Raw genomic sequence first — 18,224 nt, forward strand, 5'->3', positions numbered from 1 at the left:
TGCATAACAGCTGCAGTTTGCATTAAATTAACCATATCAGATACTTAATGGACGATCACTTGAAGAAATACGAAGTTATTGCTGAAGAAATCGCCAGCGCCATTCAACAAGGCCTACTTAAGCGTGGTGACAAGCTGCCTTCTATCCGCCAGATACAGGCCAGCAAACAGGTCAATGCATCCACTGTCTTCCAAGCCTATTATTTATTAGAGGCGCGTGGCCTGATTGTGACGCGGCCACGCTCTGGCTATTACGTGGCCGGACCTTTGCGAAACGAGCGTTTGGTACCACATACCGCAGAAGATGACGGCATCCCCACCACCCTGCAAGTGAGTGACCTGGTGTTTAACTTACTTGAACGCATCAAGGATCCGCAGCATGTTCCTTTTGGCTCGGCCTTTCCCAGCCCGTACTTGTTTCCACTGCCTAAACTGGCAGATCACATGGCTAGCGCCGTGCGGCATATGCAGCCGCAGGATACGGTCAGTGATATCGGCCAGGGGGATCTCGAACTCAGGCGACAAATTGCCTTGCGTTACCAACTGGATGGCAAGCAAACCGATCTGGATGAGATTGTGATTACCAATGGCGCCCTGGAAGCGCTTAACCTTTGCCTGGCAGCAGTGACCCAGCCTGGCGATAGCGTGATTATTGAATGCCCCAGTTTTTATGCCGCCTTGCAGGCGATTGAGCGCTTGGGGCTAAAAGCAATAGAAGTCCCCAGCCACCCAGAGCTGGGTATAGATCTGGCAGCACTTGAGCGCGCGATTATTCAGCATAGACCTAAAGCCTGCTGGCTTATGACCAACTTCCAGAACCCAACAGGCAGCCTGATGCCAGAAGACAAAAAGCGGGCACTGATTGCGCTCATCACGCGTTACCAGCTCCCCTTGATCGAAGATGATGTCTACCGGGAATTGTATTTTGGCAAGCAGCGCCCTCTGCCAGCCAAGACTTGGGACAGCGACGGTTGGGTCATGCATTGCAGCTCCTTTTCGAAAACACTGGCGCCTGGCTACCGTGTCGGCTGGGTCTCTGCCGGGCGCTTTAGCGAAAAAATTACACGCCTGAAAATCTCCACCACGCTCGCCACCTCTATTCCAGCGCAACAGGCACTGGCCAGTTACCTGGTCAAAGGCGGCTACGACAAGCATTTACGCCAGCTTAGACACCAGCTCATGTTGCAACAATTGCAATTTTCGCAAGCCATCCACCAGCACTTGCCAGCAGAAGTACGTTTTACCCTGCCGCAAGGAGGTTATTTCTTATGGCTGCAATTACCAGCGCAAAAAGACGGCCTGAAACTATTCCAGCAGGCCATCGCCCACAATATCAGCCTGGCACCAGGCCATATGTTCTCTTCACAACAGCAATATGCATGTTACATCCGGCTCAATTACGGCCACCCTTTCACTGCGGCCAATCAACACGCGATTGAGACGCTAGGTCAACTCATTCGCCGCGACTGAACAGTCCATACGACAATGCACATCTGATATGGTTTTTTAATTAAAAACTGAATCTGTTTTAAACGCACCCCTTCTTCTAAACTGCTCGCAATCTGATTGATTCGAGCGTCTTATGTCATCCACACGCAGCAAACCAGTGATTCCGATTGTGGCCGCCCCCATGGCCGAGCAAACCATTTCGCTTTACCAGAAAACGCGCAAGGTATATCCGCGTTCTGTCAGTGGTTACTTCAAGAACTGGCGCTGGCTGATGATCTGGCTGACTCAATTGGTGTTCTACGGCATGCCATGGTTGCAATACGGTGGCCGCCAGGCATTTTTGCTGGACATTGATACGCATCGCTTTTACCTGTTCGGGCTGGTGATCTTTCCGCAGGATCTGTTTTACCTGGCCATGCTGCTCATCATTTGTGCGATCGGATTATTTTTGTTTACGGCGGTTGCAGGCCGACTGTGGTGCGGCTTCTCTTGCCCACAATCTGTGTATACCGAAATTTTCTTGTGGATGGAACGCAGCATAGAGGGCGACCGCATGGCAAGACAGAAACTGGATGCCCAGCCCTGGGGGCCCCGCAAAGCCGGCATCAAACTGAGCAAACATGGTGTATGGCTGGCCTTCTCGCTGGTGACAGGATTCACCTTTGTCGGCTACTTCACACCCATACGTGAATTATTGGGTGATATCCAGCAATGGCAACTGGGTGGCTGGTCGTGCTTCTGGTTAGGCTTTTACAGCCTGGCGACTTATGGCAATGCCGGTTTTTTACGCGAGCAGGTCTGCAAGCACATGTGTCCTTACGCACGTTTCCAGAGTGCAATGTTTGATAATCACACATTAATTGTGGCTTATGACAGTGCGCGGGGCGAACCCCGCGGTGGCCGCAGCAAAAATCAAGACTACCAGGCACAAGGTTTGGGATCATGCATAGATTGCAATATCTGCGTGCAGGTATGCCCGGTCGGCATTGATATTCGCAATGGCCTGCAATACGAATGCATCAGCTGCGGATTGTGTATTGATGCCTGCAATGACGTCATGGATAAAATGCGATATCCGCGCGACCTGATCCGCTTCTCTGCCGCAGGCCAGAGTGGAAAACACAAATTGCGCCAGCACCTGCTGCGTCCGCGCGTCTTGATTTACAGCGCATTATTTGCGCTCATGCTGGCGTGGCTGGGTTATGGCTTATTACACAAGCCCGACTTTAAGGTGGATGTGATACGTGACCGCAATATCATGTACCGGGAAACCAGCCATGGCGTCGAGAACCTGTATCAGCTACACCTGACCAATGCCACCGAGCAGGGACAACGCTACCGGGTACAGGCCAGAGGTCTTAGCGGCCTACGTATAGAAAGTGAGCAAACACTAACTGCCGGCCCGACCGAGGAAGTATTGCTGCCGTTAAGTTTGTCACTGCCCTCTAGCGAGCAACGTGGTAGCCAGCGCATCAAAATCGAAGTGATGCAAATCTCTAGCGGCGAAACAGTCCCAACGGACAGTACATTCTACCTGCCCTGATTGAACAACTACTCCTTGTCCCGCGTGTTCTGGCAGGTTGAAGTTTAGGTTGACCAACCTTGATTCAACCCGCCAGGTCGAGCACGCGGGTCTTTTTTTGCGCCAGCATTTTCAATAATAACTTGTAGGTATCCAGATCAAACTTGAGCGCTGTTTTTTGCGTCCTTAGTTCCTGCAAACTGTCATCATCCACCGCTACACCGAGATACACCCAATGTTCAAAGACATGAATCTGGCGCAAATCATTTTCGAGGTTATATTCCTCAATCCCAATCTTGCCAGGATATGGCCAGATTTTGAGTTTATGCGCAATCAATGCCTGCTGTACGCGTAAAGCATGCATTTCAGCCGATTCCTGACCACAACACACGCCTTTGCAACGTTTTAACTGATAGGCAAAACACGGGCCATTGCGCCCTGGCTCCAACCCCAGCGCTTTGACACACAAATGACTCATTTCAGCAATCTTACGCAAGGTTTCCACCGCCTGGCGCTTGCTTTTAAAGGTGCCGAACAGTTGAGTCAACCGGCTGGGGTCAATTTCGTCTTCATGCACAAGTGTGAGTAAGGGCTGCGGCGTATCGCCTAACGCCAAGCGCCAGCTGCATAATTGGCGCTCACGCCGCAACTGCCGGTTATAGATGGGCAGACGCTCCTTGACCAACCGCGACTCCAGCAGCAAAGCGCTGAATTCGCCTGCAGTCGGGATCCACTCAAAACGCTTCATTTCTTGACTCATGCGCATTTCTTTGCTGGAAGCAGGATCGCTACTAAAGTGCGACAGCACACGAGCCCTCAGATTAATGCTTTTACCGATATACAGCGGTAAATCGTTCTCACCGTAGAACAGATAGACCCCGGGCGCCTCCGGCAGCTCACCCACCAGACTGGCGTCGATATGAGGTGGCAACGTAGGCGCTGACATTAGCTTGAGCGCGGCTGCACGTACTAGCTCTTCGCCCAGGTCACGCCTGGCGTCATTGAGCATGATGAGAATCGCCTCCACATCGCCCATGGCACGGTGGCGTGCTAAGCCCGTGATCCGGTGGCGCTCAACAATCGCATCAATACCGTGGCTGTAATACTGCGGATATAACAGGCGTGACAATTTGACTGTGCATAGGACTTTGGTGCGAAAATTGAAGCCTATCCGCTTGAATTCAGACTTAAGGAAACCATGATCAAAGCGCACATTATGCGCGGCCAGCACAGAACCCTCCAGTAAAGCCAGCAACTTGTCCGCCACTTCGGCAAACGTCGGGGCATCGGCCACCATGGCATCATTAATCCCGGTCAGTGACTGGATAAAAGGCGGGATAGGTTGCTGCGGATTGATCAGTGTTTGCCAGCGCAGAGTTTCCACACCATCGTCAAACCTTACCAAAGCAATCTCTGTAATACGGTCTCTTAAAGGGGTTGCCCCGGTGGTTTCGAGGTCAAGAAAAGTCACGGAAGGCAACATTACGCGGAAAGGCTTTCTACGGCACACAATTTGGCTGGGATAGACGTGATTTTATCGTACTTTAATCATTTCATGACGTTCAAAGAAATAGCGCCAAAACCCTACTTCAGCGAGAAGATTTGCTATTAACCAGCAAATTCTTATATGTGATATTTCATATCTTATACAAAACCAGTGTTTCTCCTACAAAACACCTATAGACACCCTCCTCAATTGATGCTGTAATTATCAATTACATATTAATGACAATATAATTTTAACTTCATGCCTAACTTATATCTGGAAAACCAGTTGTGCTTTTCGCTTTACTCGGCTACCCATGCATTACTGCGTTCTTACAAGCCTGATCTGGACAAACTAAACCTGACCTATCCACAATACCTGGTATTGGTCGCACTCTGGCAATACAAGCAGCTTTCGATTAAAGATATTGCCGAAAAGTTAATGCTGGAACCTGCCACCATTACCCCGGTCGTCAAACGTCTGGAAGCAAAAAAACTGACCAAGCGTACACGACAGAAGGATGATGAGCGCGTGGTGATTGTCAGCCTGACTGAAGAAGGACAAGCCTTGCGTAGCAAGCTTTCTGATGTGCAAAAGCGCGTCGCTTGCGATACAGGTCTGAACAGTGCCGCCTTTGATAACCTGAACAAAACGCTGAATGTGCTAACCAAAAGCGTGACAGCAAAAATTCCAAGCTATTAAGTCACCAAGAAAAACTTTAATCAACCGTCATCCTTGCAAGCAAATCCTATCAAACAAAAGAGGAGCTTATGCTCCTCTTTTGTTTTAGCAGTGCCTGCCATCTATTGATCGCAGATGCCTGTGAGCATTTCTCACAACAGGTCCAAATCAATCAGGCATATTCAATTGCCGCATAAATGCCCTAAAAGAGCCTCTGGTCGCATGCAGAGCCTGCAATTTAGTCACGGACTCATCTAGGGCATCACTCAATAGCTCCAGCGCATCTTCATCCAGCCGCAAGCTCATGGCGCCAATTTCCAGCTCTATGGTACGGTGTGTCTCGCAGTAATGCACACGGAATCCGGCCTGGCCAGACAAGAGAATCTTTTTACACATAGCTTTCTCATTCACAATTTATCCCTCGTTTTATTGTTATGCGCGCAGCTGGGTGGTGGTCTGCTCATGTTCGTTGACCAGTAAGGTCCATTGCACGCACATGCGCCGAGAAACGCTGCAAATCAGTTCCGAATCGGCATACTCTGGTGCCGTCAGGGTTTCGGCCAAGCGCAATGCCTGTTTGGCCAAGTCATAGGTTGGCTTTTTGATATAGAGCGTCGCGACATACAGCAATGACGCCATCACAGACTCGGCATCAGGCAGACTGGGATCGTAACGTATGGGATGGATATTCATGGTATTCATGGCAGCCTTTCTTTTTAAACAATCATCTCAATTTCGGTTTGCATCACAATGCGCGCCGCGGCCTTGCGCAACATTTCATTGATCACAATAAAGTGATCGGCGTCAAACTTGAGTGTGGTACCGCCAACCTCCAGTTCCACCATGTCCGAAGACTGATGGTAAAGCACCTTGCAGGCAGTCTTTCCAGCCAACATCGTTTTTCCAACCACTGTTTGACGTTTCATCATGACGCTCCTTTGCTAAACCTTCAGTAAATGATAATAATTATCATTTACATTGTCAAGCGGATTTACATTGCTAGTAAGAGGAGAAAAGAAGCGATAGATATAGCGGTTGAATTGAATCCTGAGGTCAGGGCACAGCAGGTGGAACATATGACAGCAAGAATGCCGTCGCATCGTCACTGTTCAGAGGCTTGCTGAGCAGGTAGCCCTGCATTTCGTCACAGCTCTGTGCCTGCAAGAATGCTTTCTGCTCGGGCGTTTCCACCCCTTCAGCGATGGTCTTGAGCCCCAGACTGCGGGCCAGCTGGATAATCGCAATGACAATCGCCTTGTCTTCATCGTCAGTACTGATATCGCGGACAAAGGTCTGGTCGACCTTGAGCTTGTAGACTTTAAATTTTTTCAGGTAGCTCAATGAAGAATACCCGGTCCCAAAATCGTCAATCGACAGGCGCACACCGAGTTTGTTTAAGGCATCCATCATGGCCACAGCCCCTTCCGGGTTTTCCAGTGCCACGCCTTCGGTAAGCTCCAGTTCCAGGCATTCTGGTGAAACGTTGTAACGCTCCAGGGTAGACTTCACCAGCGCAGGCAACTTAGGGTCGCGGAACTGGATACTGGATAAATTGACTGACACCGAGATACCGTGCAAGCCTGCCAGCCGCCAGGCATAAATTTGTTGTGTTGCTTGCTCCAGCACCCAGCTGCCTATGGAAATAATCAGACCACTCGATTCTGCCAGCGGGATAAACTCAGCGGGTGAAATAAAACCGAGCTGGGGATGCTTCCAGCGCAGCAAGGCTTCCACACCTAGCAAACGGCCAGTATCCAGCGCCACTTGCGGCTGGTAGTACACTGCCAGTTGCCCCAGTGAAATCGCCTGGCGCAAGGCATTGACCAATTGCAAGTTACGCGCTGTTTGCACCTGCATATGATTGCTAAAAAAGCGGTAACTGTTGCGGCTCTCTTTTTTGGTGCGGTACATCGCCACATCGGCATTGCGTTGCAGGCTTTCCATATCCAGGCCGTCATCAGGATAAATCGCCACCCCGATGGATGCCGTAATGGTGAGTTCATACTGGTCTATGACAAACGGCTGTTCAACAGCTTTCAACAAGCGTTCTACCACTTCCCTGGCAATCACATGGTCTGCTTCTGCCAGCAAAAACACAAATTCATCTCCACCCAGGCGGCAAATCGTATCCTGCGGCCGCACCAGGCTTTCAAAACGCTTGGTCAAGGCAATAAGCAAGTTATCGCCATAGCGATGCCCCAGGCTGTCATTTACATCCTTGAAATGGTCAAGATCAAGGAACATCAACGCGAACTGGCCATCCTGGTCCCAGGCTTTTTCAATTTCAACCGTCACCCGTTCATTGAGCAAATTTCGGTTTGGCAACCCAGTGAGGGTATCGTAATTTGCCAGTACACGGATACGCTCTTCCGCCTCTTTGCGCTTGGTAATGTCACGGATAAACGCACTGTAGTAATGTTCGTGACCACGCTCAATTTCAACAATGGTTAACTCGATAGGAAATTCGCTGCCATCCCTGCGCAAAGCCTTAATCTCGATCAGCTTGCCCAACAGGCGGGACTGCCCTGTTTGTTGCAACCTGAGGATCCCTTGGTGATGTGCGTCTCGGTGCTCTGGCGGCACAATCAGGTCTTCGAGCCGGCGGCCTAACACTTCGGCGCGCGTATAGCCGAAGATATGTGCCGCAGCCCGGTTCCATTCCACAATCAGGCCCTGCATATCAATATTCACAATCGCATCCAGTGCATTTTCCAGCACCAGTCGTGCTCGTTGCTCACTGTCTTGTAAATGGCTCTGGATCAGGCTACGCTGTGCCTGTACTTCAAAGCGGTCGAGGGCAAAGTCAATATTGGCCGCCATGCCTTGCAGCAAGCGCTGGGTGTCGGGCTCAAACGCATGAGTTTCTCCAGCATAGAGCGCCAAACAGCCAATCACTTTGCCCTCAATATGCAAGGGTAAAAAAGCGGCAGATTTCCAGACGAACTCCCTGGCTTTTTCGTGCCATAGGGCAGTCATAGGATTGGTTTGAAAGTCATGCACCCAGTAGGGATGGTCGGAAATCAGGCTTAAACCGCAAGGCCCTTTACCACTGGGCTGGGCCGGGTCAGCCGAGATCTCGACTTCATCCAGGTAATGAATGCCTGAACCATATGCGCTGAGGACGGTGATGCGCTTATGATCGGCACCCAGCTCGCCAATCCAGGCCATATTGGCATGGCCCAGGTTAACGATGATGCGACAAATTTGCTCAAAAAGGATATATTTATCCTGGCTTTGCACAATCGCATGGTTACATTGGGATAATGCTAGGTAAAGCTGATTCAAATGCTGAGGATGCTGCCTGCCAGATGGGTCTAAGGCACTTAATTCCTGACTCTGGTCAAGCAATTGCTGCCAGCCGGCTTGCACGCTTTCCTCTTGCGCCGGGGAAAATTTGACCGGGGAAAACTCTTCACTGGAAAAAGCATGTGCCAGTACCTGGTTCAATGTTTGGAGATCGGCAGCCTGCCTGGCCAAGAGCAGGCGGCGCTGGCGCCAGGCGAGGACAGTCACCAGGCACCATAAGCCGATTCCAATCGCGAGCAGCACGATAGCGGCGAAATGCACTGGCGCAAACAGATCTGAGTAGATGAGCAATAACAGGCAAATCAACAGCGCAAACAGCACCATCAGCCATAAATGTCTGATAAGCCTGTCCCGCCCTGCAGATGTGAATTGTTGTGCAGTCATGGATGTTTAGCCTAAGCCCCCGTCCACTACTGTAAGGGATGTGATTGAAATCAAATCCCAAAACACGCATGCAAATCCCCGGTAAATTGGCTAATTTAGCCTGGATGTGCAACACAGTTACCGTCTATGACAAACCACGGCAAGCTTGCTTGCGCAACGAATAAAATGCTCTCAGCAATGACAACTGAACAGTATGACCAGGTGCCTAACACTCGGGTGCCCAGGACATTTGTCCGCACCCCAGTAACTTGGCCTGGTACATGGCCTTGTCTGCGGCAGACAAAACTGCCTCTATCGCATCGCCCTCATGACACAAAGTTAACCCTATCGAGGTCCCCAGCTGGCAAATGTGATCAAGAATCTGGAATTCCCGTTCAAATACCCTCAGGCATTTCTGGGCCACCATTTCTACTGATGCCTTGCTCTGCGTGGGCAAATCAGAGAGCACCACCACAAATTCATCCCCTCCCACACGGGCCAGTGTATCGCTCCCGCGAATCACACTACTCAACCGCTGGGCCACTTCCACCAGGGCTAAATCCCCCGCTTCATGCCCCAACTGGTCATTCACCGCCTTAAAGCCATCCAGGTCGAGGTACAGAATAGCCGTCCCATTCTTTTTGGCCTTGGCCAACTCCATCGCCTGCTGCAAACGTAAAGACAACAATTTGCGGTTAGGCAATCCCGTCAATGCATCATGATGCGCGACATGATTGAGTTCCTCGTTATGCAAAGAAATCTTGTGGTAAGCCTCTTTTAAAGAGCCAATCAAATCCTCGTTCTCAAAACTGATGCGTGCCGCCTGTCGTAAAGACTGGTTAAAACGGTAAGCCACGCCTATCATCAACAGGTAAAAAATCACGCTAAACACTGCCATGATGAAACTCGACAGGTTTTCGCTGAATGAAAACACCAGCACGGTTGGCAGCATGGCTGGCAAACTAAAAGCAAAAAAAGCAGGGATACAGGAAGCCATCGTCACTACCCCACCCATTACCATGGCCTGGATAGCCGTGATGACAATAATCACCGTCATGGGGGGTGCATCTTTTGCCAGGAAACCTAATGCTCCCCAGGCCAACCCCGAGAGCGCCAGGGTCAGGCAATATTGATAGGCCAGGGGATAACTGAACCCATGTTTGGCCAGCATGTGTTTGCAGCGCTTGAGACAATAGACGCGGAAGATAATCACGATATACACAACTGCGCACCAGAGCAGGAACCAACGACTGTTTTCTGAGCCCAGCTGTGACAACGCAATAAGCAAACCACCAAATGCACTCCCCAGCAAAGGAATACGCGCCCCCGATAACAGTCGGTGAAATAGTGCTTCGTCAATCCGAGTTTGCAAACTCATGAGTCCAGACCTCTTCTTTTACATATAGCCTTAGCTACATTGTTTTAACTCATGCTAATACAAGCCTTTGAAAATAACCAGTTAGAACAAAAGGGTTTTCAATTCATTACAATCGAATAAAAATCATATTGTCAGCCGCGGACCAGGCTTACCTCAGTCTGGATTGATGACGGGCCAGGAATTGATCCAGCTGCGCAGCAAACGTATGGCGATCAGAAGACTGCATGGCAGCAGGCCCCTGTGTATCGACGCCGCTGGCACGTAATGATTCCATAAAGTCGCGCATTGCCAGGCGCTCACGGATATTTTCAATCGAATAAAACTCACCGCGGGGATTCAAGGCATGACCAGCCTTGTCTATCACTTGCGCCGCTAGCGGAATATCCGCCGTGATCACAAGATCACCCGCCTCCAGCATGGCCACAATCGCGTTATCTGCCACATCAAAGCCTTTGGCCACTTGTATCGCCTTCAAGTACATTGAAGGCGGCACATACAACAGCTTGTTGGCGACGAAAACGGTGGTGATTTTGGCGCGATCAGCGGCACGGAACAGGATTTCCTTAATCACCACCGGGCACGCATCGGCATCCACCAAAATCTGCATCAGCGGGCTTTCGGTTTATGGCGGCTCTGACCTTGTGGCTGATGCTGCGAGGATGCGCCTGGCTTGGGCGCAAATAGCGCCCCTTGAGGACGATGCCCATTGGCAGGTGGATTGCTGCCCTTCGCAACCTTGTCACCATGGGATTGCGCCGGACGTGGGTTATTCACCTGCGGCTGACGCTGTTGCGATTGTGGGGCTTTTTGGCTGGCGGCATTTACTCCAGACTTCTGCGATGCGCCCTGTTGCTGACGAGCATTATTTTTTCCACGTGGATTCTGCCCACGTGGATTCTGCCCTCGCGGCTGCTGTCCACGCGGCGGACGGTCAGGCTGTTCACTACCCTTTTCCGGTGCCACAAACCCTTCTACCGGCACCTTGGGGATTTCCCGCTTGATCAAGCGCTCAATGTCTTTCAACAATTTGAGTTCCTCGCGATCCACGAGTGAAATCGCGGCGCCGCTGGCACCGGCACGTCCGGTACGTCCTATGCGGTGTACATAGTCTTCCGGCACATTGGGCAATTCAAAATTCACCACTTGCGGCAACTGGTCTATATCAAGTCCTCTAGCGGCAATATCGGTCGCGACCAAGGCTGGAATCTCACCAGCTTTGAATTGTGCCAGTGCAGCGGTACGCGCATTCTGGCTCTTGTTGCCGTGAATCGCCATCGCCGGGATGCCGTCTTTCACCAGCTTTTCTGCCAGGCGGTTAGCGCCATGCTTGGTACGCGTAAAAATCAATACCTGCCTCCACTGGTTCTGCTTGATCAAGTGGCTGACCATGGCGCGCTTATGCGCCTGCGGCACCATATGCACACTCTGCTCAATCAGCGCGTTCGACGCATTCCGCCGGGCCACCTCCACCAGATCAGGCGTATTCAGCAGATTATCTGCCAGCTGCTTGATCTCGTCAGAGAATGTCGCCGAGAACAACAGGTTTTGCCGTTTTTTGGGCAGCAAGGCCAGCACTTTTTTAATGTCGTGGATAAAACCCATATCCAGCATACGGTCGGCTTCATCCAGTACCAGGATTTCAATGCCAGATAAATCCAGCGCTTTTTGCTGCACCAGGTCGAGCAAGCGGCCCGGCGTCGCCACCAGGATATCCAACGGTTTGCTCAAGCGGTTGATTTGCGGATTAATGCTGACGCCGCCAAACACCACCATGCTTTTCAATGGCAAATATTTGCCATAGGTGATCACTGACTCGCCAATTTGTGCCGCCAGCTCGCGGGTGGGCGACAAAATCAGGCAACGTGGCCTGCCTTTGGCCTGGTTGGTCAAAGGCGCTTCAGACAAGCGGTGCAAAATCGGCAAGGTGAAACCAGCGGTTTTACCGGTACCGGTTTGCGCCCCGGCGAGCAAATCACCACCGCGTAATACATAAGGGATCGCCTGCGCCTGGATAGGCGTGGGTGAGGTATAGCCGGCATCGGCAATCGCGCGCTGCACAGGCGCGCATAAATTTAAATCAGCAAACGTGACGTTTGCAGGTGTGTTTTCTTGTGACAAGGTTGTTCAACTTATAGAGATTGCATGAATTTTCATGCAATGAATTCATCGGGCGTTGGTCTGTTGCGTGAGCAACACCAATCTGGACTAACGGGCAAATAATGAGGGGGAATTTCAGAACCGCTGCGCTGATTGGTAGTGCGCAGGGAAACGTTATTATAACTCAAGCTGTTCAGCGTGTCTGAATCTTAAACTACAGACTCGCAACGCTCTATCGTCCCCTCACTCGTAGCACTATGCAAGCCCTGCAACTGGCGCTTGCGGGATTTTCTGACAGCACAATCAGCATGGTTCGGATAATGTCATGCGACCGTCACCTCTATCATTTATGTACTGAAAATCGGCTTAAGAGTGGAATAAAAGAAGGCAAACAAGGAGGCATTGATGACCCGGGACATCTCTACGCAATCAGTCATCGTTTTGCAGCCTCCCAACGAGACCAAGCCGGCCGCTGTTAGCTTGGATAAATCAACTCCACCCTTTGGCAGTGGCATTATGGATGTTCCGACTGACACCCCTGAAAACTTTATTCCATTTGAAGAGCTTTAATACCTGATGACCAAAACGCATAACAAAAGGAGTCTGTAATGAAAAAAACTTATCTCTATCTATACGCCATGATCGCTGGCCTGACGATTTTAAGCCTGGCCTCCTGCGACAAGCCACCGGAGAAAATTGCAGAGCAGTCCGCCGATCAACTGCACCAGGAGCAAACGCCCTTTGAAACTACAGCAAATGAGATCGCCAAAGAGTACGCCGATAATCCTGTTGCCGCGGACAATAAATTTAAGGACGCAACTTTCAATGTCAGTGGCATCATTGCGGACACCAGCAAGAATTTCATCAAGGAGCCCTTCGTCAGCCTGGAGGGTGGCACAGAGCCTGGCAAGGAGCCACAGTTTGCATTTCAGCAAAGTGAAAAAGACCAAGCCGCGGAACTGCAACCAGGCCAAAGTATCCGCCTGCAATGCATAGGGCAAGGTAACATTTCGGAGATCCCCATGGCTGGGGAGTGCAAGATTCTGGAATAAAAACCGGGACAATGCAGAGCCAGTCAACTGGCTTCTCTTTCAGCCTTAGGTTTGAGTGAACTTGTCATCCTCAAGCATCTCGCCCGGCCTGACTTGCGGTTCATTGCGCAAGTCCACAATTTTTCTAATTGGCTTGGGAGGGCTTCCTACCTCGCCATCAATCACTGCTTTTTGATGTGCATCTATTTGTTGATCTCGTAGCCGCTTATCCAATCGGTGAACAGTCTTCCTGTTTATCGCCATATTGATCTCCTATGACTATCACTTCCACCCTTAACTAAATAGTTGTCTACAACTCAATATTGGGGCGGCCACTCAAATCGTTTCTGGAAATATCGCTAGGTTTCATTTTCTGCTCCACTTGAACATCCCCGATATTGGTATCTTGAATTCTGTTCGGACTGAACACCAAGTATTCACTCTGGTCAACAGGCTGTTCATTGGAGCCGAGTATTACGCCAGTAGTCATCGCATTTCACCTTTCACCGTTCCTTTGATCGTTCACCCTGATCATAGAGAGATAGACAAGCAGGGATTATCAGAATATGGCTGATTGCATTGTAAGACGATGACTCACTTCTAAAGTGAGCTAGCTTTGCCACTATTCATCGCTGCCGTTAACCAAGAAATTCCGACAGCGCTATAGGATTCTTCTGATAAACAAGCTTGGTCAACCACGCTATCTTCAATATTCAGGAAATTTGACCGTGGCTTTTCAGTCCAGCCAGATAAGGCACCCGATGTGCCGAGTTTAAATGGATGATCATTGCCGATATGAGGAGAAAATGATGGAAAACATGACCGAGGATAAATTGTTAGCAGAAACCGAGCAGGAAGTTGTGCGATTAAAAGCTGAAATCACGCATAAAGAAAACGAATTAAACGATCTTAGGCTTGAGCTAGGCAAGGCCGTGATCAAGCTTGAAAATCACAAATATACCGACAAAACCCACTAAGCAACTTGCCGCCTTGGCAAATACAAAATATTGCCGCAATACCTCCAGCATGGCGTCTATAGAACTCATTGAGACCGACTGGTGCTTACTTTTTGCTTGCTTGGGAAGCCAACAGACATGCCTGGTCTGACATTAGAGTCAAATCAACATGCCTATTTTTGATTGATGCCAGCCAAGTTTAATCTTCATACTACATAGTAAAAAAACGGCTTGCCATGCGTCAGGCCGTTTTTAATACCTCAATTTATTACACAAGTGTGCCCCTGCTACAACCCAACCAAACTGACAGCGCTGACTTACTTACCAGTCTTGTGATGATGCTCATGTGACTCATCTTTGCTACCCGCCCCATGGTGATGTTCATGCTCATCAGCATGGCCATCTTTTCCATGATGATGCTCGTGTTCGTTGGCGTGGCCGTCGTTACCGTGATGATGCTCATGCTCGTCTTTATGACCATCCTTGCCGTGATGATGCTCGTGCTCGTCGGCATGACCATCTTTCCCATGATGGTGTTCATGTTCGTCTACATGGCCATCCGCCCATTTATCTTCAGCAATCACGCTGGTTGAGGCACCCAAATAAAGCGCACCAAAGAATAAAACTGAAACTATTCGTTTATTAATCGCCATGTTGTCACCTCGAGATACTCGGAAAATTCATTCTAGTGATAAAGGTAGGCTAAAGCAATCGTGCATTGGATCATTGCCGGTTATTCAACTATATCTTTGGCAACGTCCATGCTTTTGAGGGCTGCACTCATTCAGCTGACGAGTCTTAAGCAGTTCCACAACATAGTTACCCATTGCAACCTCAAAACAAAAAATGACCCAAGGCGTTAACCTGAGTCTTTCACGATGTACTGCCCATCTAACAAGCGGAACTAAGCATCAACACTAAAACTACCGCCTCGAAAAATACGACTTCCCACGCCAAGCCAACATAATGGTCAACGATTGTCACTAGGATTATCGTCGTATCATCCAGCCACTGATTGCTTGGCTATGGCTCAAGGCGCGCGAGTTTGGGCAGGGTTTGTGGCTTCGAAGTGGTGAGTTTCAGAAAATTGGGCTAGTTGCGGCTTGAGAACCCGACGAAATATTGCCGTGAATTTTTAGAGACTAAGTTATCAGGGGGGTGGTTTTATTTAACAAAACTCAATGCAAACATTGCAATAACAACAAAAATGTTCATGTATGAAAGAAAGTAAACAAAATTCCCTAAAAGAGTATTTTCTTTCTTTATATTTCTCATTACTTCTATATAGGAACCTTGTTTGAAGTAGTCCCTCTTGTTGAAAGGAATACAACATAGTAATTGCAGAATAATCCCTATCGCAGCAATACTGAATAGAACTGTTGTTAAATCTTTAATATTCATATGTTCTTTGATATTCAAATTAGTTAAATCGTAACTCGGGCATTATGTCTTGATAGCTTAACTGTAAATTCTTGACAAAATTCACGTCATCTTTGCTCTGTTTAATTCTTGCCAAAACCATCGCCGCCATCAAATTAAGAGCGTTTGAATTTCTGATAATTTGAATTACCAATTTTTCAGGGTAGCTATTAACATGACGTGAGAGAGCTAAATAACCATTATGGATATGATTATTCATACCCTTCCATGCAATATCTTTGAACTCTTCAAGAGTTTCTCCTGGACCTTTAACACCACACTTTTTTATTTTCGCTATCATCTCTGCAACTGAAGGAAATTCCTTTGGTGGATTATCAACAAAAATGCTTCCTGCATAGCTTTCAATGAAGCTATTCGGCGCCGAGAAATGAAGCCACACCATCCTAACGACTGACTCAAACTGCATCCGCAGTATTGCTGTAGCAGTCCCATCCAGCTCTAAATCATACTAAACGCGTAATGATTTGGCATGCTGAAAGGAAAGATCACTACAGATTTGTGTGATTTGATCTTTATTATTTGTAGACTTGTATGGTGTAAATCTAGAAATAATCTCTCCATCAAGTTGCTCAGATCGTTTTAAAACAAGGTGCACATGACTATCTGACATTATCAGCCTCTTCTGAACTTTTGCTAACGATGCATTAAATTGATGCCTTCAACAAGCACTACAAAACAAAAGAGACCCACGGCGTTAACCTTGACTCTCATCATTAAGTGGCCCTCTATGAGTCGAACACAGTACCAACGGACAATCAGTCCGCGCTGTGTTTAATCATTCGGAATAGAGAAAAGAAAAAACGGCTCACATTCCTGCAAGCCGTCTTTTATAATTTGGTAGGGTGTGCGGGGATCGAACCCACGACAAACGGATTAAAAGTCCGCTGCTCTACCAGCTGAGCTAACACCCCATCTGTTTCTTGTTTGCCGCTGTGTTTTGCGTCAAATTTGAAAGAACGCGATTATGGGGGATGAATTAAATTTGGTCAATGCTGTTTTGGCTTTTTTTGTATAAAAAGTTTATTTTTTTATTCATCCCGTTTTGCCGCTTTACATTCCGGGGAATTTTCCACCCATCATGCCGCCCATGCCTCGCATGAGTTTTGCCATCCCGCCTTTGCTGAACATCTTCATCATTTTTTGGGTTTCTTCAAACTGGTTGAGCAATCGGTTTACATCCTGCACTTGCACACCGCTGCCGGCGGCAATGCGTTTTTTACGTGTGGCCTTAATCAACTCCGGTTTGCGGCGTTCTTCTGGCGTCATGCTATTAATAATGCCTTCGATACGGCGCATGGATTTATCAACATCATCGGTGTTAATTTTTTGTGCCATGCCAGAAATCTGGCTGGGCATTTTATCCATGAGTGAGGCCATGCCCCCCATTTTGCGCATTTGCAGCATTTGCGCCTTGAAGTCTTCGAGGTCAAACTTGGCACCGGACTTGATTTTGTCGGCGACTTTTTGCGCCTCAGCCATGTCAACTTTTTTATGCGCTTCTTCAATCAGGCTGAGCACGTCACCCATGCCGAGAATACGGCCGGCCATGCGGTCAGGGTGGAATGGTTCCAGGCCATCCACTTTTTCGCTCACGCCAATAAATTTGATCGGTTTGCCTGTGACGTGGCGCACGGAAAGTGCTGCACCGCCACGCGCATCACCATCGAGCTTGGTGACGATCACACCTGTCAGTGGCAAAGTCTCACCAAAGGCTTTGGCGGTGTTGACGGCATCCTGGCCTTGCATGGCATCTACCACAAACAGGGTTTCGGTGGGCTTGAGGTAGTTATGCAGATCTTTGATCTCGGCCATCATGGCTTCATCAATGGCTAAGCGACCGGCCGTATCGAAAATCACCACATCGTAGTAATTCTTTTTGGCCTGGCCCATGACTTGCGCAGCGATTTCTAGTGGCTTTTGCTGCGGGTTAGAGTCAAAGCAGTCTATTTCAAGCTGCTTGGCCAGGGTTTGCAGCTGGGTGATCGCGGCCGGGCGGTACACGTCAGCACTGGCAAGCAATACTTTTTTCTTTTGCTCTTTGAGCAATTTGGCCAGTTTGCCCGAGGTGGTGGTCTTACCGGCCCCTTGCAAACCTGCCATCAAAATCACCACAGGTGGCACCGCAGCCAGGTTGAGGCCTTCATTGGCTTTACCCATGAGCTCGGTGAGTTCTTCATTCACCACTTCAATGACGGCCTGGCCTGGCGTCAGGCTTTGCAGCACATCACGGCCATTGGCGCGCTCTTTGACGCGGGCAATAAATTCTTTCACCACGGGCAACGCCACATCGGCTTCCAGTAGCGCCATACGCACTTCGCGCATGGCGTCAGCAATGTTGTCTTCGGTCAGTCGTGCCTGGCCGCGCAGGTTTTTAATAACGCCCTGCAAACGGCCGGTCAGGTTTTCCAGCATGGAATGCCTTTCTTTCACAATTCATGAATAGGTAATGGCTTGAATTTTACCTCATGCAAGCCCATCCCTAAAATAAAGTCATGGCAATCATTCGCAAGACCTTG

Annotated in this window: 18 protein-coding genes and 1 tRNA gene; 6 read left to right on the forward strand and 13 right to left on the reverse strand. The window is 49.2% G+C overall.

Features of this window, described 5'->3' with window-relative positions:
- Positions 1-59 precede the first annotated feature (59 nt).
- Positions 60-1,469 (forward strand): aminotransferase-like domain-containing protein, encoded by a 1,410-nt coding sequence (locus F463_RS0105720; RefSeq protein WP_026295345.1) that lies wholly within the window; start codon positions 60-62, stop codon positions 1,467-1,469.
- A gap of 112 nt (positions 1,470-1,581) precedes the next feature.
- Positions 1,582-2,991, forward strand: a complete 1,410-nt coding sequence (ccoG, locus tag F463_RS0105725) for a cytochrome c oxidase accessory protein CcoG (protein WP_018986102.1) — start codon at positions 1,582-1,584, stop codon at positions 2,989-2,991.
- A gap of 64 nt (positions 2,992-3,055) precedes the next feature.
- Here the strand turns inward: ccoG and F463_RS0105730 are convergent, their stop codons facing one another.
- On the reverse strand, positions 3,056-4,453 hold the full coding sequence (locus F463_RS0105730; protein WP_018986103.1) for a 3'-5' exonuclease family protein: 1,398 nt from the start codon (positions 4,451-4,453) through the stop codon (positions 3,056-3,058).
- A 264-nt stretch (positions 4,454-4,717) separates the two neighbouring features.
- On the opposite strand from F463_RS0105730, the gene F463_RS0105735 reads away from it, so the two are divergent.
- On the forward strand, positions 4,718-5,158 hold the full coding sequence (locus F463_RS0105735) for a MarR family winged helix-turn-helix transcriptional regulator (protein WP_018986104.1): 441 nt from the start codon (positions 4,718-4,720) through the stop codon (positions 5,156-5,158).
- 147 nt (positions 5,159-5,305) lie between these two features.
- Here F463_RS0105735 and F463_RS0105740 read toward each other — a convergent pair whose 3' ends face one another.
- The 7 genes from F463_RS0105740 to F463_RS0105770 all read right to left on the reverse strand — a co-directional run bounded on the left by F463_RS0105740 (position 5,306) and on the right by F463_RS0105770 (position 12,302).
- Positions 5,306-5,533, reverse strand: coding sequence for a hypothetical protein (locus tag F463_RS0105740; RefSeq protein WP_018986105.1), 228 nt, complete (start codon positions 5,531-5,533; stop codon positions 5,306-5,308).
- A gap of 36 nt (positions 5,534-5,569) precedes the next feature.
- Positions 5,570-5,839 (reverse strand): hypothetical protein, encoded by a 270-nt coding sequence (locus F463_RS0105745; protein ID WP_018986106.1) that lies wholly within the window; start codon positions 5,837-5,839, stop codon positions 5,570-5,572.
- Between the two features lie 14 nt (positions 5,840-5,853).
- Complete coding sequence (locus tag F463_RS0105750; RefSeq protein WP_231587237.1) at positions 5,854-6,066, reverse strand: hypothetical protein; 213 nt, start codon at positions 6,064-6,066, stop codon at positions 5,854-5,856.
- A gap of 124 nt (positions 6,067-6,190) precedes the next feature.
- On the reverse strand, positions 6,191-8,827 hold the full coding sequence (locus tag F463_RS0105755; RefSeq protein ID WP_018986108.1) for a putative bifunctional diguanylate cyclase/phosphodiesterase: 2,637 nt from the start codon (positions 8,825-8,827) through the stop codon (positions 6,191-6,193).
- A 205-nt stretch (positions 8,828-9,032) separates the two neighbouring features.
- On the reverse strand, positions 9,033-10,184 hold the full coding sequence (locus F463_RS0105760) for a GGDEF domain-containing protein (protein ID WP_018986109.1): 1,152 nt from the start codon (positions 10,182-10,184) through the stop codon (positions 9,033-9,035).
- Positions 10,185-10,332: 148 nt separating this feature from the next.
- Positions 10,333-10,791 (reverse strand): YaiI/YqxD family protein, encoded by a 459-nt coding sequence (locus F463_RS0105765; protein WP_018986110.1) that lies wholly within the window; start codon positions 10,789-10,791, stop codon positions 10,333-10,335.
- On the reverse strand, positions 10,791-12,302 hold the full coding sequence (locus tag F463_RS0105770; protein ID WP_018986111.1) for a DEAD/DEAH box helicase: 1,512 nt from the start codon (positions 12,300-12,302) through the stop codon (positions 10,791-10,793). The genes F463_RS0105765 and F463_RS0105770 overlap by 1 nt, the downstream gene beginning before the upstream one ends.
- Positions 12,303-12,686: 384 nt before the next feature.
- Here F463_RS0105770 and F463_RS14950 point away from each other — a divergent pair, with 384 nt between their 5' ends.
- Together F463_RS14950 and F463_RS14145 are read left to right on the forward strand one after the other, a co-directional pair.
- Positions 12,687-12,851 carry a hypothetical protein gene (locus F463_RS14950; protein ID WP_018986112.1) on the forward strand — a complete coding sequence of 55 codons (165 nt, stop codon included), beginning with the start codon at positions 12,687-12,689 and terminating at the stop codon, positions 12,849-12,851.
- A 38-nt stretch (positions 12,852-12,889) separates the two neighbouring features.
- The gene (locus F463_RS14145; protein ID WP_018986113.1) at positions 12,890-13,333 is read left to right on the forward strand and encodes an OB-fold protein; all 444 of its coding nucleotides are present in this window, start codon (positions 12,890-12,892) and stop codon (positions 13,331-13,333) included.
- 289 nt (positions 13,334-13,622) lie between these two features.
- Here F463_RS14145 and F463_RS0105790 read toward each other — a convergent pair whose 3' ends face one another.
- A complete protein-coding gene (locus tag F463_RS0105790) occupies positions 13,623-13,802 on the reverse strand; it encodes a hypothetical protein (protein ID WP_018986115.1) in 180 nt (59 codons plus the stop codon).
- Positions 13,803-14,118: 316 nt separating this feature from the next.
- On the opposite strand from F463_RS0105790, the gene F463_RS0105795 reads away from it, so the two are divergent.
- The gene (locus tag F463_RS0105795) at positions 14,119-14,289 is read left to right on the forward strand and encodes a hypothetical protein (RefSeq protein WP_154650016.1); all 171 of its coding nucleotides are present in this window, start codon (positions 14,119-14,121) and stop codon (positions 14,287-14,289) included.
- Between the two features lie 296 nt (positions 14,290-14,585).
- Here F463_RS0105795 and F463_RS0105800 read toward each other — a convergent pair whose 3' ends face one another.
- The 4 genes from F463_RS0105800 to ffh all read right to left on the reverse strand — a co-directional run bounded on the left by F463_RS0105800 (position 14,586) and on the right by ffh (position 18,120).
- The gene (locus F463_RS0105800) at positions 14,586-14,921 is read right to left on the reverse strand and encodes a hypothetical protein (RefSeq protein WP_018986117.1); all 336 of its coding nucleotides are present in this window, start codon (positions 14,919-14,921) and stop codon (positions 14,586-14,588) included.
- Between the two features lie 767 nt (positions 14,922-15,688).
- On the reverse strand, positions 15,689-16,144 hold the full coding sequence (locus F463_RS0105810; protein ID WP_425411190.1) for a DUF6988 family protein: 456 nt from the start codon (positions 16,142-16,144) through the stop codon (positions 15,689-15,691).
- A gap of 399 nt (positions 16,145-16,543) precedes the next feature.
- Positions 16,544-16,619, reverse strand: a tRNA-Lys gene (locus F463_RS0105815).
- 139 nt (positions 16,620-16,758) lie between these two features.
- Positions 16,759-18,120 (reverse strand): signal recognition particle protein, encoded by a 1,362-nt coding sequence (ffh, locus tag F463_RS0105820; protein ID WP_018986120.1) that lies wholly within the window; start codon positions 18,118-18,120, stop codon positions 16,759-16,761.
- Positions 18,121-18,224 lie beyond the last annotated feature (104 nt).

This window comes from Methylophilus methylotrophus DSM 46235 = ATCC 53528 (assembly GCF_000378225.1).
In the GTDB taxonomy this organism is placed as follows: Bacteria; Pseudomonadota; Gammaproteobacteria; order Burkholderiales; family Methylophilaceae; genus Methylophilus; species Methylophilus methylotrophus.

What these genes read in the sequence shown, in the direction of transcription:
- ccoG (WP_018986102.1), top strand. Translation starts at nt 1,582, where the DNA reads ATGTCATCCACACGCAGCAAACCAGTGATTCCGATTGTGGCCGCCCCC.
- F463_RS0105730 (WP_018986103.1), bottom strand. Translation starts at nt 4,453, where the DNA reads ATGTTGCCTTCCGTGACTTTTCTTGACCTCGAAACCACCGGGGCAACC.
- F463_RS0105735 (WP_018986104.1), top strand. Translation starts at nt 4,718, where the DNA reads ATGCCTAACTTATATCTGGAAAACCAGTTGTGCTTTTCGCTTTACTCG.
- F463_RS0105740 (WP_018986105.1), bottom strand. Translation starts at nt 5,533, where the DNA reads ATGTGTAAAAAGATTCTCTTGTCTGGCCAGGCCGGATTCCGTGTGCAT.
- F463_RS0105745 (WP_018986106.1), bottom strand. Translation starts at nt 5,839, where the DNA reads ATGAATACCATGAATATCCATCCCATACGTTACGATCCCAGTCTGCCT.
- F463_RS0105750 (WP_231587237.1), bottom strand. Translation starts at nt 6,066, where the DNA reads ATGATGAAACGTCAAACAGTGGTTGGAAAAACGATGTTGGCTGGAAAG.
- F463_RS0105755 (WP_018986108.1), bottom strand. Translation starts at nt 8,827, where the DNA reads ATGACTGCACAACAATTCACATCTGCAGGGCGGGACAGGCTTATCAGA.
- F463_RS0105760 (WP_018986109.1), bottom strand. Translation starts at nt 10,184, where the DNA reads ATGAGTTTGCAAACTCGGATTGACGAAGCACTATTTCACCGACTGTTA.
- F463_RS0105765 (WP_018986110.1), bottom strand. Translation starts at nt 10,791, where the DNA reads ATGCAGATTTTGGTGGATGCCGATGCGTGCCCGGTGGTGATTAAGGAA.
- F463_RS14950 (WP_018986112.1), top strand. Translation starts at nt 12,687, where the DNA reads ATGACCCGGGACATCTCTACGCAATCAGTCATCGTTTTGCAGCCTCCC.
- F463_RS14145 (WP_018986113.1), top strand. Translation starts at nt 12,890, where the DNA reads ATGAAAAAAACTTATCTCTATCTATACGCCATGATCGCTGGCCTGACG.
- F463_RS0105790 (WP_018986115.1), bottom strand. Translation starts at nt 13,802, where the DNA reads ATGACTACTGGCGTAATACTCGGCTCCAATGAACAGCCTGTTGACCAG.
- F463_RS0105795 (WP_154650016.1), top strand. Translation starts at nt 14,119, where the DNA reads ATGATGGAAAACATGACCGAGGATAAATTGTTAGCAGAAACCGAGCAG.
- F463_RS0105800 (WP_018986117.1), bottom strand. Translation starts at nt 14,921, where the DNA reads ATGGCGATTAATAAACGAATAGTTTCAGTTTTATTCTTTGGTGCGCTT.
- ffh (WP_018986120.1), bottom strand. Translation starts at nt 18,120, where the DNA reads ATGCTGGAAAACCTGACCGGCCGTTTGCAGGGCGTTATTAAAAACCTG.